Here is a 14,124-nt window from a genome sequence, read left to right as displayed (position 1 = left end):
CCATAAATGGAAGAAAACAAAAAAAATGCAGGAAATAAGGGGAAAACATTTCCTCTGCCTCCTAAAAAAAAGAAAGATACCTCCTGGAAAAAATGGGTCTCATTTATCTGGATTGGACTTGTTGCGGTAGTTCTGGGAATTTCGGGACTTTTCTTTGCAGTTTCTCAGGGATTCCTTGGGGAAATGCCGGATGTAAAAGAACTTGAAAACCCTGATATCTTTGTCGCTTCAGAAATCATTTCTTCAGACGGAGTTATGCTGGGTAAATTCGAAAAGGAAAAAACACAGCCTATCGTTTATAAGGATCTTCCTCCTTTCCTTATCTATGCCCTGCAGGCTAAAGAAGATGAGCGTTTCAAAGAACATTCAGGAATCGACTTATATTCTATTGCCAGAGCCGTGGCATATGGTGGTGGCCGTGGTGGTGGTTCTACAATCACCCAACAGCTGGCAAAACTTCTTTTCACAGGAAATGCTTCCCAAAATAAATTTGAAAGAGCATTCCAGAAATTAAAAGAATGGGTAGTAGCGGTAAGCCTTGAGAAAAGGTATACCAAGGAAGAGATTGTTACTCTTTATTTCAATAAATTTGATTTCCTTTTCAATGCTAACGGTATTGAAATGGCTTCCAGAGTTTATTTTAACAAAAAGACTTCGGAACTTACATTACCTGAGGCTGCAACATTTGTAGCAATGCTTGAGAACCCAAGAAAAAACAATCCTTACAGATACCCTGAAAAGGCAAAAGAAAGAAGGAATGTAGTACTAGATCAGATGCAGAAAACCGGATATATTGATGCTGCCACTTACGAAAAAGCAGCCAATACTCCTATTGAAGTAGACTTCCACCCTATTAAAAGTATTACTGACGGATATTCGGCTTATTACAAATTCTATCTGAGAAAAGAGATTGATAAGTATCTTGAATCTCATGAAAAAGAAACCGGTAAAAAACTTAACCTTTATAAAGACGGTTTAAAAATATATGTTACTCTTGATTCTAAGATGCAGAAGTATGCAGAAGAAGCAATCAAAGAACACTTAACGGATCTTCAGAAAAGGTTTGATGCAGAACAAAGAGGAAGAAAAAACAGACCTTTCTACTATCTTAATGACAAACAGATCAAAGATGTGATGCTTCAGGCAATGAAAAGAACCGGCCGATACAAGCTGTTAAAAGCTGACGGAATGCCAGAAGACTCCATTATGATGGAATTCAAGAAACCTATCAAAACTTCAAGATTCACATGGAATGGAGAGGAAGAAGTTGAAATGTCTCCTTGGGATTCTATCAGATACCACAAACAGATAGCACAAGCAGGTCTGATGTCTATGGTTCCGGGAACCGGAGAGATCAAAGCATGGGTAGGAGGTATTGACTGGCAGCACTTCCAATATGACCACATCAAGCAAGGAAAGAGACAGGTAGGATCTACCTTCAAGCCTTTCGTGTATGCAACAGCTATCATGAAACTGGGAATGACTCCTTGTTCAGCGGTTTCTAACGGAACTTATGACCACAACGGATGGCATGTGCCGGGAAGAGGAGGAATGCTTACTTTGAAAGACGCATTGGCACACTCTCAAAACCCTGTCGCTGCAAGACTTATTGAAATGACAGGAGTAGATGCTGTTATCCAGACTGCAAGAGATCTTGGAGTAACAGAAGATATTCCGAGAAACAATACAATTGCTTTAGGTTCATCAGATATTACTATTTATGAAATGCTAGGTGCCTACAGTACTTTTGCCAACTATGGTAACTACAATAAACCTGAAATGATCTGGAGAATTGAAGATGCCAACGGTAGAGTAATTAAAGAAGTAAATGTAGAGCCAAAAGAGGTAATGAACCCAATGTACGCTTACACCATGATCGAACTGATGAAAGGTGTTGCACAGTACGGAACCGCTTCCGGAGAATTAGGAAGAAGAGGAATTTCAAAAGCAGTAGAAATTGCTGCCAAAACAGGAACAACTCAGAACAACTCCGACGGATGGTTTATGGGAATCACTCCAAAATTAGCAACCGGAGCATGGGTTGGATGGGAAGACAGAGCAACTCACTTCTTTGGAACCGGTGAAGGTCAGGGTGCAAAAATGGCATTACCAATCTGGGCGATCTTCATGAAGAAAGTATGGGCAGATAAAAGTTTAGGAGTTACCCCTGATGATAAGTTTGTTAAACCTTCCGATTGGAAAGACGGCTGTTCAAACCTTAAAGGATTAAGCGGAGGATATGGAGATGACGGAAGCCTTCAGACGATCGATGAGATCAAAAATCCAAGGCCGGCAGATCCTACGCCTAAAAAACCAACAGAAAAGAAAGAGGACAACATTAATGAAAATCTTCATTCCAATGATGAAGTAGATTTCAATAAATAAATTCTCTTTTATAAATACACAAGACCTTTCAATAATTTGGAAGGTCTTTTCTTTTATAATTAATACCTTTGAAGTATGAATATCGAACGCATCAGCCAACCTTTCATCGAGAATTTTCCGGGTGATTTTTCAAATAATCCTATGCAGAGAAACACCCCAAAAGTTTTATTTGCCACCATCAAACCTGCTGGTTTTGGTCAACCTGAATTGATTGCTTTTAATAAAGTCTTGTCCGAAGAAATAGGATTAGGAAAATTTGAAGATAAAGATCTGGACTTTCTGGTTGGAAATAACCTTCCGGAAAATGTTCAAACCTACGCTACCGCTTATGCAGGGCATCAGTTTGGAAACTGGGCAGGTCAACTCGGGGATGGAAGAGCAATCCTTGCAGGTGAAATCACAAATGACACAGGAAAAAAGACAGAAATCCAATGGAAAGGAGCCGGAGCAACTCCTTATTCAAGACATGCTGACGGAAGAGCCGTATTGAGATCTTCTGTACGTGAATATCTGATGAGTGAAGCGATGTATCATTTAGGAGTTCCTACAACAAGAGCACTTAGTCTGGCTTTTACGGGCGAAGATGTAATGCGCGATATTATGTACAGTGGAAATCCTCAACTTGAAAAGGGCGCGGTGGTCATCAGAACTGCTGAAAGTTTCCTGCGCTTCGGACATTTTGAACTGATGTCTGCTCAAAGGGAATACAACAGCCTGCAGGAACTTGCTGATTTTACTATTGAATATTATTTTCCGGAAATAATATCATCAGATACTCAAAAATATAAAGACTTCTTTCAAAATATATGCATCCGCACCGCAGACTTAATGGTGGAATGGTTCAGAGTAGGATTTGTACATGGAGTGATGAATACAGATAACATGTCTGTTCTGGGGCTAACTATTGATTATGGACCTTACTCCATGATGGATGAATATGATTTGAATTTCACCCCCAATACCACAGACCTTCCGGGAAGAAGATATGCATTCGGAAAACAGGGACAGATTGCCCAATGGAACCTTTGGCAGCTTGCTAATGCACTCCATCCCTTAATTAAGGACGAAAAGCTTTTAGAAGACACTTTAAATAATTTTGGAACTTATTTCTGGAAAGCTCATGATCAGATGCTTTGTAAAAAATTCGGATTTGATCAGCTTCAAAAAGAAGATGAGGATTTCTTCACCAATTGGCAGGGATTAATGCAGGAGCTTCAGCTAGATTACACCCTGTTTTTCATTCAACTGGAAAAAATAAATCCGGGTACTGATATCAAAGAACATTTTAAAGAGGTTTCTTATATTGCTTTGAATGAACAAATGTTGGCAAAACTTAGCAACTTCATTAAGAGCTATAACGCACGATTAGACTTAAATTCCATATCAAAAGAGGCTTCATTGGCCATGATGAAAAAAACAAACCCAAAATTCATCCTGAGAAATTATCTTCTTTACGAATGCATTGAAGAGATCAATAACGGCAAAAAAGAAATGCTTGAAAAACTCACCAAAGCTTTAGAGTTTCCTTACCAGGAATTGTATCCTGAGTTCTCCGTCAAAAGGCCATCCGGATATGATGATACTGCAGGATGTTCCACACTTTCATGTAGTTCGTAATTAATAAATATTCATAAATAATACAAAAACAAGTAATTATTTTCATTTTTTTATTACATTTACCAATAACTTTAAAACCAAAACAAATGAAAACAAAATTACTATTCATGTTCTTAGTCTCTTTTATATTCGGGAATGCGCAAATTCTCTCAGAGACTTTCCAAGGTACAACATTTCCCCCTACAGGATGGACAACAGGTACAAATGTAGCATCCAGACCTTGGGGTTTTACAACAACCATCTTCAATGCATCCGGGCAGCTTACATTTAATATCAATGGAGGAAAATCCGCTGGTATCGGATGGATTGCTCAGGCACAGGACGCTCATTTAACAAGCCCTTCTTTCAGCTTAGTAGGAACAACAAACCCAGTATTAAAGTTTAATGCCAAAATAGGATACGAATACATGGTTGATCCTAACCCTAACGGAGATTTAAAAGTAGAAGTCTCCACAGATGGAGGAACTACATGGAACCAGGTATGGGTTGAAGAAAACTATGGAGTATTTGTTGATTATGAAACATTGGCAATTACAGTTAGTTTAACACCATATGCCGGACAGGCAAACGTTAAATTCAGATTCCACTATGTTGCCAATGATGCAGATAGTCTTTCAATAGATGATGTACAGGTTTTATCAAGTGCCACACTAGCTACACAGGAAGCAGGTGCTAAAATAAAAGACATCACTAACATCTATCCTAACCCAACAAAAGGAGAAATTAACATCAAAACAGATAAAAAAATCAAATCTGCCACAGTGATTGATGCGAGCGGAAAATCTCTACTCAATAATACGTCTGAAAGATTAGATATTTCTTCACTTCCAAAAGGAATCTATTTATTAAAAGTGGACTTCTCTGATGGAACTTCGAAAACAGAAAAAGTAATCAAACAATAATAACGTTTATACAAACTTTTACAACCACCATCTTTGGTGGTTTTTTTTATTTTACTTTTGCAAAAAATTTGACACGTGTCTTTTATCAAAACAAAAATCATCAATTTCTTTAAACTGATTTTCCCTTCCACTTCCACCGAGCTGGCAGTTTTTCTCTTTTTTATAATCTGCTATGGAATTTTAGGTTCATATATTGCCCTTCATTACAGAATCATTTTTGACAGCAGAATTCCATGGGATGCTTATTTCAGTTTTGATAACAAATCTATCCTTATGACAGGAGGAAGTTTTGAAAGACACCCTCTATCCTATTATTTTTTCAACTGGATAAGAGAATTTTCATTATTTATTTCAGGCGGAAAAATGGATGCCAACTTCAGGCTTACACTGGCTTGGCTCAGCAATATTATCATCAGCTTAAACATTGTTCAGGTATTTAAATATCTAAAGAACATTATTTGTGTCCCACTATGGCTAAGCGTCTTAATTATTTTGTTCTTTGGAGTTTTTTCAACCAATATCATACTATCATTTACTCCGGAAAATTTCACCTATACGCTGTTTTTACTCTCATTATACAATTATTACGCAGCAATAAAACTCAGAAAGGAAGAAAAAACACCTGCTATTGCTCTTTCACTCGCAGGAATTACTATTGGCGGACTTACTATTACCAATTTTGTAAAAGTTTTCATTCCGCTTCTTTTTGAAAAAAACCTTTTCAGAGATTGGAGAAAATTCGGAAATGCAGTATTTAGAATAACTGTTGCTACGATCTGCTTTGTATTGCTTTATCTAAACAGAATTGATTTTAAATATCAGAATATCTTTTCCAAGACTAACCAGCAGTATGAGAAATTCTCAAATGTAGAATCCATGCCGACCTGGGACATGATTCTGTCCTTCTTTTTCGGAGGGAACATTCTTTTCCCGGGATTTATTATTTCGGATAAGCACAATATGAAGGGATTCGACTTTAAAGGACTTTACATGGACCTTTATTCATCTACCTTTCCCTACTTTTTTGTAGCCATATTACTTACACTTATAATTTGGAGTTATTGTAAAAATTTTAGAAACAAATGGGTTCAGGTTATTGCCATTTCATTTTTTGTTGACATCGTGATCCATTGTGTAATGAGGTTCGGACTTCATACTTCATCTATCTATGGAGGACATTTTGTTTTCGTCTATCCGCTTCTTTTGGGATGGCTTTTTTACGCTTACAGATCATCACCGAAAATAATGTCGGTTTTAACATTAACTGTGCTTTTATTGTTTGTTTACCTACTCGCGAACAATTTATTCCGAATGGCAGAGTTTTTCTGGTTTATGGAAACTTATTACCAATAAAAAAAGCTGAGAAATTTCTCAGCTTCTTTGTTTTTATATTGAAAGGAATCAATTCTATTTTGCTTCTGCACAGAAAATTCTGTACTGTACTGCAACTGCAGATTTGAAATATTCTCTGATTTTTGAAAGATCACTTGCAGCACTCTGTTTTGTGAAATAACTTCCTGCCAGGATCTTATAATTAGGTCTTAAAGAAGCATCCGTTTCCACTTTAAGGTTAGGGAATCTCTTTCTGAAATAAGATTTTACTTCATTCGCTTCTTCATTACTTTTCACTGTGGTAATCTGAATTTTAAAACCTAAAATTCTAGGATTTTTCTTACAAATTTCAGCATTGGTAAGCTCTCTGCTCGGCACAAAGATTTTAGGAGGTTTTGTACTTATCCCTGTAGAAAATCCACTATCACTTGAACCGGAATCTTTAGGAGAATTTGTGGGAGCGACTTTAGCACATTTTCCTTCAATTCCTTCCAAAGCTGCATTTATTTTGGAATCCATGGTCATAACAAGTTCTGTACCCGAAAGGGTATCTTTTTTAACAACTTGCTGGGCTTCAATACTATAAAAACCAAATAATGATAATATCGAAAATATTTTAATCAAATTTTTCATTTAAACTTGTTTTCGCAAATTTATACAAATTAAAAAACTATACCAAACAGGTTATTTAGAATCAATACAAATTAAACGTAAATGATATTTTCCCTTTTCGATATACCGTTAAATTCCTGTTAAAAATATTATTTTTGCGGAATTGATTGAATGTTCAATAATTTACTAACATAAGATAATTTAAATGATTAGTTGGAGAAAGCATTATAAAAAAACGTTGATCGCGATAGGCTTATTGCTATCAACCAGTGCTTCATTTTACGGGCAAGACGGCGATCCTAAAAACGGAGAGAAACTTTTCAAAGCGAATTGTACTGCATGTCACGCGCTGGACAAACAAGTTGTTGGACCACCATTAAAGGGGGTTGTAGAACGAGTAAAGACAGAAGGTGGTGTAGACAAAGATTGGCTTCACAAGTGGATCAAAGATAACAAAGCTCTGAGAGCTTCTGGGGATAAATACGCCAATGAGATTTTTGAAAAGTTTAATAAGACTGAAATGCAGGTCTTTCCAAATCTTACAGATAAGGATATTGACGACATTTTAGCTTTCACGACTAATCCTCCTGCTCCGGAAGAGAAAAAGCCGGAAGCAACTCCTGCAGCTGACGCTACTGCGGCAGCACCTGCAGACAAAACTACTACAAACGTTGTTATTATTTCACTTTTAGCGATCGCAGGTTTACTGGTTTGGATCTTAGCAAAACTAAGACAATTGGTAAAACTGGGGCAATCAGAAGATTTAGCTGGACTTAACGAAACAAGAGTTCGTTCTTTCAGTGAAATGTATGAGAAGTTCCACTACATTGGTAAAGGTTTATTAGCAATCCTTGCTATTTTAGCTGCCTATGGGGTATGGAACTGGTTGATGTGGATTGGGGTTTACAAAGGGTACAAACCTGAGCAGCCTATCTACTTCTCTCACAAAATTCACGCTGGAGAACAAAAAATTGACTGCCAGCTATGTCACTCTAGTGCTAAATACGGAAAGGTATCTGAAATTCCTTCTATGAACGTTTGTATGAACTGTCACAGAACAATTTCTGAATACAACGCAGATCACTACATGGAGCCAGGAAAAGATAAGGCATTCTATGACGGAGAAATCCAGAAGATCTACGCTGCAACAGGTTGGGATCCTGCAAAACAACAGTACACAGGAAAAACACAACCGGTTGAATGGACAAGAATCCACAACATGCCAGACTTCGTTTACTTCAACCACTCTCAGCACGTAATTGCTGGAGAACAAGCGATCATCAATTCTTTCAACAAAAAGAATCCTACCAACAAAATTGATGTTGTATGTAAAGCTTGTCACGGTAAAATTGATACAATGAATGTTGTTCAAATGGCTAACGACTTTACTATGGGATGGTGTATCGAGTGCCACAGAACGACTGAAGTTGATATGAACAACGGTTATAATAAAGAGTACTTCAAAAATCTACATGACAAGTTGAAAAAACAATATCCACAAGATGGAGGTAAGATCACTGTAGATGCAATTGGAGGTCTTGAGTGTGGTAAATGTCATTATTAATAACTAAAAAATTAGAAGTATAAATGGCTTCAAACAAAATACAATTCAGAAGTATTCATGAACTTAAAGATCCAGCTTTGAATAATAAGCTGGCTCAGAAAGAGTTTCAGGAAGAAATTCCGGTAGAAGATTTCCTTGGAGATGCTGAGAAAAACGGATCTAGTACTTCAAGAAGAGATTTCCTGAAATTATTAGGATTCTCTACAGCAGCAGTTACATTAGCTGCCTGCGAAGCTCCGGTAATCAAAACGATTCCTTATGTGGTAAAGCCGCATGATATTGTTCCGGGAGTCCCTAATTATTACGCTTCAACATATTTTGACGGTTTCGACTTTGCTAGTGTTTTAGTAAAAACCCGTGAAGGTAGACCCATCAAAATTGAACCAAACCCAGCTGGGGGCGATTTAGGTAAAACTAATGCAAGAGCTCAGGCAAGTGTACTTTCTCTTTATGATAATGATAAAGTAAAACAGCCTAAACTGGACGGTAAAGATGAAACTTTCGATAAAGTAGACAGTTTCGTTATTAAAGGTTTGGAAGAAGCTAAAGCGTCTGGCAAAAAGATTGTGGTTTTATCACACTCTTTTGCTTCACCAACTTTCAAAAAGTTATTCGCTGAATTCAAAGCTAAATATCCTACAGCTGAATTAGTAACTTATGATGCTTTCCCTTACTCTGCAGGATTAGATGCAGCTCAGGAAGTATTCGGACAAAGAGCATTACCTGTTTATGACCTTAAAGGTTCTGAATTGGTAGTATCTTTCCAGGCTGATTTCTTAGGAGACTATAACGCTTCAAGCTTAGAAACTTCTTATGCGGCTGCTAGAAAACCGGGAGCAAGCATGTTGAGACACATCCAGGTGGAATCTAACATGTCATTAACTGGTGCTAATGCTGACTCAAGATACAGATTAAAACCAAGTGCTGTAAACAAAACTTTAGTGGAAGTTTACAATGCAATCGTAGGTGGTGGTACTTCTGATAAGACTGCTACTGAAATTGCTAACGAATTGAAGGCAAAAGGAAGCAAAGCTGTTGTTTTTGCTGACGGTTCTAAAGGAGCACAGGTTTTAGCACACTTAATCAACCAAAAATTAGGTTCAGTAGCTTTCACTGGTAAAGCAAACTTCCTTAAAGAATTTAACGGTGCTAGATACCAAGAATTTCTGGGATGGGTAAACGGTGGACAAGTTGGTGTATTAGTTACAAACAATGTAGACCCTATTTACTCTCATCCAAAAGGAGAAGATTTCAAAAAATCTTTATCAAAAGTTCCTTACGTAGTTGCTGTAGCAGATAAGAAAAATGAAATGTACAAAGCAGCAAAAGCTGTAATTCCTGTAGCTAACTGGCTAGAGTCTTGGGGAGATATCGAACCACAGACGGGAGTATATTCATTGATGCAGCCTACTATTCAGAAAATCTACAAATCAAGACAGATTGAAGAGTCTCTATTGGTTTGGAAGAATGGTAAAAACAATGCAGCAAACAACTACTACGATTATTTAAAAGCAAGCTCAGCTTCACTTTTAGGTGGTACTTCTTTCAACAAAGCATTGTATAACGGTATCAACGCTTCTACAAACGCTGCAACTTTATCTTACGCAGGTGGAAACGCTGCACAGGCTGTTGCTGAATTAGGAAACTTCAAAGCTTCAGAATTAGAATTAGTATTATACACTAAGACTTCAATGGGAGACGGTACTCAGTCAAACAACCCTTGGTTGCAAGAGTTACCAGACCCAATTACAAGAATGTCTTGGGATAACTACTTAACAATTTCTCCTAAAGATGCAGAGAAATTTGCAATTGATAACGATCTTAACGCAAGAATGCAGTTAGATGGTTCTATTGTAAACCTTACTGTAAACGGAGTAAAAATAGAAAACGTTCCTGTATTCGTACAGCCAGGACAAGCTGAAGGATCTGTAGGTCTTGCACTTGGTTATGGTAAGAAAAACTCAGGAGCAACTGCAGATACTGGTGTAAATGCTTATCCTTTATTTGATGGTTCTAACCTTGTACTTTCAGGTGTTAAAATCGAAAAAACAGGAGAAGATCACGAATTTGCAGGGATCCAGCTTCAAAATACATTAATGGGTCGTTATGAAATCGCGAAGGAAGTTCCTTTAGCTGAATTCATTAACGTTGCTTTTGATGATGAGCACAAAGGATGGAATAAGCCTTTGGAATACCACACAATCAGCGGAGCACTTCCGGCGAGAAAAATCGACCTTTGGGATGCTTTCGATGATACAGATGGACCTCACTTCAACTTATCTATCGACTTGAACTCTTGTACTGGTTGTGGAGCATGTATTATTGCTTGTCAGGCAGAGAACAACGTTCCTGTAGTAGGTAAAGAAGAGGTAAGAATGTCAAGAGATATGTACTGGTTAAGAATTGACCGTTACTATTCTTCAAGACAAAAAGTAGAAGTATACGAAGGATTGAAAGAAGGAATGGCTGTACCAGAATTGTACGGTACTGCTTTCGGAGACGGAGGTGCATTAAATCACCCTGCAGACAACCCGGATGTAATCTTCCAACCTGTAATGTGTCAGCACTGTAACCACGCTCCATGTGAAACTGTATGTCCGGTAGCGGCTACTTCACACGGTAAGCAAGGTCAAAACCATATGGCTTACAACAGATGTATCGGTACAAGATATTGTGCAAACAACTGTCCGTACAAAGTAAGACGTTTCAACTGGTTTACTTATAACCTAAATGACAAGTTCGATTTCAACATGAACAACGATTTAGGAAGAATGGTACTTAACCCGGATGTAGTTGTAAGAACTAGAGGGGTAATGGAGAAATGTTCAATGTGTATCCAAATGACTCAGAATACAATTCTTGAGGCTAAGAAGGAGGGAAGAAAAGTGAAGGATGGAGAATTCCAGACTGCTTGTTCTAAAGCTTGTTCTACCGGAGCAATGACATTTGGAGACATGAATGATAAAGATTCTGCAATTAGAGAGCAATATGCTTCTAACAGAAGATATTATTTACTTGAGGAGATCGGAACAAAACCAAACGTGTTCTATCACACTAAAGTAAGAAACAGAGTAGAAAAATAAAGTTTAAATAATAAATAGGTAAAAAATGTCAGGACATTACGAAGCTCCGATAAGGGAACCTCTAATTATTGGTCACAAAACTTATCACGATATTACAGAAGATATCGCACGACCTATCGAAGAAAGAGCAGGTAAATTATGGTGGATCTCATTATATGCTGCACTAGTTCTATTCCTCTATGGATTCGGCTGTATCGCTTACACTATCGGGACAGGTATTGGAGCATGGGGGCTTAACAGAACTATTAACTGGGGTTGGGATATTACCAACTTCGTATGGTGGGTAGGTATCGGTCACGCCGGGACCCTAATCTCAGCAGTATTATTATTATTTAGACAGAGATGGAGAATGTCTGTAAACAGATCTGCAGAGGCGATGACGATCTTTGCGGTTGTACAGGCAGCAATCTTCCCTGTAATCCACATGGGTAGAGTTTGGGTTGGATACTGGGTATTCCCTTTACCAAACCAATTTGGTTCTCTTTGGGGGAACTTCAACTCTCCTCTACTTTGGGACGTATTTGCGATCTCAACATATTTCTCAGTATCAACTGTATTCTGGTTCATGGGACTAATCCCTGACTTTGCAATGATCAGAGATAGAGCGAAAACTCCTTGGACTAAGAAAATTTATACATTCCTTGCATTCGGTTGGGGTGGTAAAGCAAAACACTGGCAAAGATTCGAAGAGCTTTCTTTGGTTCTTGCAGGTTTGGCTACTCCACTTGTATTCTCAGTACACACTACTGTATCTTTTGACTTCGCAACTTCAGTTATTAAAGGATGGCACTCAACAATCTACCCTCCTTACTTCGTAGCTGGTGCGATCTTCTCAGGATTTGCAATGGTACAGACACTATTGTTAATTGCAAGAAAAGTTTGTCACTTAGAAGAATATATCACAATGTATCATATCGAAATTATGAACATCGTAATCGTTCTTACAGGTGGTATGGTAACTGTAGCTTATGCTACTGAATATTTCATCGGATGGTACTCAGGATCTAGATTTGAAGATTTCACATATCTTTCTCCAGGTGCTGCTGTAGGACCTTACTGGTGGGCATTCTGGTCATTGATCATCTGTAACCTTGTGATTCCTGCTTCTTTCTGGTTCAAAAGAGCGAGAACGAACATTATCTGGACGTTCATCGTTGCATTGATCATCAACATCGGTATGTGGTTTGAGCGTTTTGATATCATCGTTATCAACCTTTCTAGAGACTACTTACCAGGATCATGGACAATGTTTAAGCCAACGATCATTGATGTGGGTGTATATTTGGGAACTATCGGATTCTTCTCTGTATTATTCTTATTATACGCAAGAACATTCCCTGTAATTGCACAGGCTGAATTAAAATCGATTTTGAAAATCTCAGGTGAAACTTATAAAGCAAAAGAAGGAGATGAGCACCACTAAAATTGTATACGGACTTTATGCTGACGACGACGATTTAATGAACGGCGTTATGGCATTCAACGATAAAGGAATCGCTATAAACGAAGTATATACTCCGTTTCCGGTTCACGGGCTAGACAAGGCTTTAGGGTTAAAGAAAACTAGAATTTCTGATGCCGCATTCTTATATGCTCTTTACGGTGTTACTATCGGTGCTACTGTAACTTGGTATGTGATGAATCATGACTGGCCGCAGAATATCGGTGGTAAACCAGCTTTTGACTGGGCACATAACATGCCGGCATTCGTAGTTCCAATGTTCGAATTAATGGTATTCTGTGCTGCTCACATGATGTCTTTAACTTTCTTGGTTAGAAACAAAATGTATCCGGGAGCTCCTGCTCAGAACCCAGACCCGAGAACTACTGATGATAAATTCATGATGGAATTTGTAACTGAAGATGTAGAATCTGTAAAGCAGTTGCTTATTGAAACTGGAGTTGAAGAAATAACTGTTAAAGACGCTTAAAATGAAAAAGAATGTATTAAAAATTACAGCAGTTTTAGGTTTAACAACAGTTTTACTTAACTCTTGCGGACCAAAGGAGAATACTCCGTTGGTATATTTCCCGGATATGTATTTTCCGGTAGCTTATGATCCATTGATGAAAGCACAGGATGCTTATTCAGATCATGAAAATGAAATTCCTGCTTTTGTTAAAAATAGTGGAGCAACAGGTCTTGCTCCTGTAGAAGGATCAGTTTCTCAAAATAAAGATGGAGTTTTTGAAGAAAGCTTACTACCTAAGAATGTTGACGAGTACAACGCTGGGTATGACGCTTCTAAAAAACTTACAGTATCTCCTTTGAACCCAGCTAATGCAGCTAAGGATATTGAAAGAGGAAAAATATTGTTTGATCACACTTGTGCGGCATGTCACGGAACAGGAGGTGATGGACAAGGACCTATTGTACAAAGTGGGGCATTCTCTGGAGTACCTAACTATGCAGACAGAGAAATCACTGTAGGATCTGTTCATTATGTATTAACAAACGGTAGAAATGCCATGGGATCTTATGCGGGACAACTGAACGCAGGAGACAGATGGAGAGTAGCATTGTATGTGATGAGTGCTTTCAAAAAAGGAGCAGCAGCACCGGCAGCAGCTACAGCGGCGGCACCAGCAACAACTGAAACGACTACCGAAACTAAAAAATAAGAAAAGA

Annotated in this window: 10 protein-coding genes; 9 read left to right on the top strand and 1 reads right to left on the bottom strand. The window is 38.0% G+C overall.

Annotation, left to right across the window (positions count from 1 at the left end):
- Positions 1–6: 6 nt before the first annotated feature.
- The 4 genes from LC457_RS01610 to LC457_RS01595 all read left to right on the top strand — a co-directional run bounded on the left by LC457_RS01610 (position 7) and on the right by LC457_RS01595 (position 6,257).
- Positions 7–2,385 carry a transglycosylase domain-containing protein gene (locus tag LC457_RS01610; protein WP_223598334.1) on the top strand — a complete coding sequence of 793 codons (2,379 nt, stop codon included), beginning with the start codon at positions 7–9 and terminating at the stop codon, positions 2,383–2,385.
- Positions 2,386–2,460: 75 nt separating this feature from the next.
- On the top strand, positions 2,461–4,002 hold the full coding sequence (locus tag LC457_RS01605) for a YdiU family protein (protein WP_223598333.1): 1,542 nt from the start codon (positions 2,461–2,463) through the stop codon (positions 4,000–4,002).
- 86 nt (positions 4,003–4,088) lie between these two features.
- Entirely contained in the window at positions 4,089–4,904 is an 816-nt protein-coding gene (locus LC457_RS01600) for a T9SS type A sorting domain-containing protein (RefSeq protein WP_223598332.1), read from the top strand.
- Between the two features lie 75 nt (positions 4,905–4,979).
- Positions 4,980–6,257, top strand: coding sequence for a DUF6080 domain-containing protein (locus tag LC457_RS01595; protein WP_223598331.1), 1,278 nt, complete (start codon positions 4,980–4,982; stop codon positions 6,255–6,257).
- Between the two features lie 54 nt (positions 6,258–6,311).
- On the opposite strand, the gene LC457_RS01590 is transcribed toward LC457_RS01595, so the two are convergent.
- On the bottom strand, positions 6,312–6,869 hold the full coding sequence (locus LC457_RS01590) for an SPOR domain-containing protein (RefSeq protein WP_223598330.1): 558 nt from the start codon (positions 6,867–6,869) through the stop codon (positions 6,312–6,314).
- 184 nt (positions 6,870–7,053) lie between these two features.
- On the opposite strand from LC457_RS01590, the gene LC457_RS01585 reads away from it, so the two are divergent.
- Genes LC457_RS01585 through LC457_RS01565 form a run of 5 tightly spaced genes read left to right on the top strand, consistent with a single transcriptional unit; the run spans position 7,054 to position 14,117 of the window.
- Positions 7,054–8,412 carry a c-type cytochrome gene (locus tag LC457_RS01585; RefSeq protein WP_223598329.1) on the top strand — a complete coding sequence of 453 codons (1,359 nt, stop codon included), beginning with the start codon at positions 7,054–7,056 and terminating at the stop codon, positions 8,410–8,412.
- Positions 8,413–8,435: 23 nt separating this feature from the next.
- A complete protein-coding gene (locus LC457_RS01580; RefSeq protein WP_223598328.1) occupies positions 8,436–11,495 on the top strand; it encodes a TAT-variant-translocated molybdopterin oxidoreductase in 3,060 nt (1,019 codons plus the stop codon).
- Positions 11,496–11,520: 25 nt separating this feature from the next.
- Positions 11,521–12,918: an NrfD/PsrC family molybdoenzyme membrane anchor subunit gene (gene nrfD, locus LC457_RS01575; protein WP_149387537.1), complete on the top strand. Its 1,398-nt coding sequence runs from the start codon at positions 11,521–11,523 to the stop codon at positions 12,916–12,918.
- Positions 12,905–13,426 carry a DUF3341 domain-containing protein gene (locus LC457_RS01570; RefSeq protein WP_223598327.1) on the top strand — a complete coding sequence of 174 codons (522 nt, stop codon included), beginning with the start codon at positions 12,905–12,907 and terminating at the stop codon, positions 13,424–13,426. Before nrfD ends, LC457_RS01570 begins: the two co-directional genes overlap by 14 nt.
- A 1-nt stretch (position 13,427) precedes the next feature.
- Complete coding sequence (locus tag LC457_RS01565) at positions 13,428–14,117, top strand: cytochrome c (protein ID WP_047380199.1); 690 nt, start codon at positions 13,428–13,430, stop codon at positions 14,115–14,117.
- Positions 14,118–14,124: the final 7 nt, after the last annotated feature.

Source organism: Chryseobacterium sp. GVT01B (assembly GCF_019970045.1).
Classification (GTDB): domain Bacteria; phylum Bacteroidota; class Bacteroidia; order Flavobacteriales; family Weeksellaceae; genus Chryseobacterium.
Note: the sequence above shows the minus strand (reverse complement) of the source record. Positions and strands in the feature narration are given on the sequence as shown.

Bases quoted from the DNA above. Each gene is read 5' to 3' on its own strand.
- LC457_RS01610 (WP_223598334.1), top strand. From the start codon at position 7: ATGGAAGAAAACAAAAAAAATGCAGGAAATAAGGGGAAAACATTTCCT.
- LC457_RS01605 (WP_223598333.1), top strand. From the start codon at position 2,461: ATGAATATCGAACGCATCAGCCAACCTTTCATCGAGAATTTTCCGGGT.
- LC457_RS01600 (WP_223598332.1), top strand. From the start codon at position 4,089: ATGAAAACAAAATTACTATTCATGTTCTTAGTCTCTTTTATATTCGGG.
- LC457_RS01590 (WP_223598330.1), bottom strand. From the start codon at position 6,869: ATGAAAAATTTGATTAAAATATTTTCGATATTATCATTATTTGGTTTT.
- LC457_RS01585 (WP_223598329.1), top strand. From the start codon at position 7,054: ATGATTAGTTGGAGAAAGCATTATAAAAAAACGTTGATCGCGATAGGC.
- LC457_RS01580 (WP_223598328.1), top strand. From the start codon at position 8,436: ATGGCTTCAAACAAAATACAATTCAGAAGTATTCATGAACTTAAAGAT.
- nrfD (WP_149387537.1), top strand. From the start codon at position 11,521: ATGTCAGGACATTACGAAGCTCCGATAAGGGAACCTCTAATTATTGGT.
- LC457_RS01570 (WP_223598327.1), top strand. From the start codon at position 12,905: ATGAGCACCACTAAAATTGTATACGGACTTTATGCTGACGACGACGAT.
- LC457_RS01565 (WP_047380199.1), top strand. From the start codon at position 13,428: ATGAAAAAGAATGTATTAAAAATTACAGCAGTTTTAGGTTTAACAACA.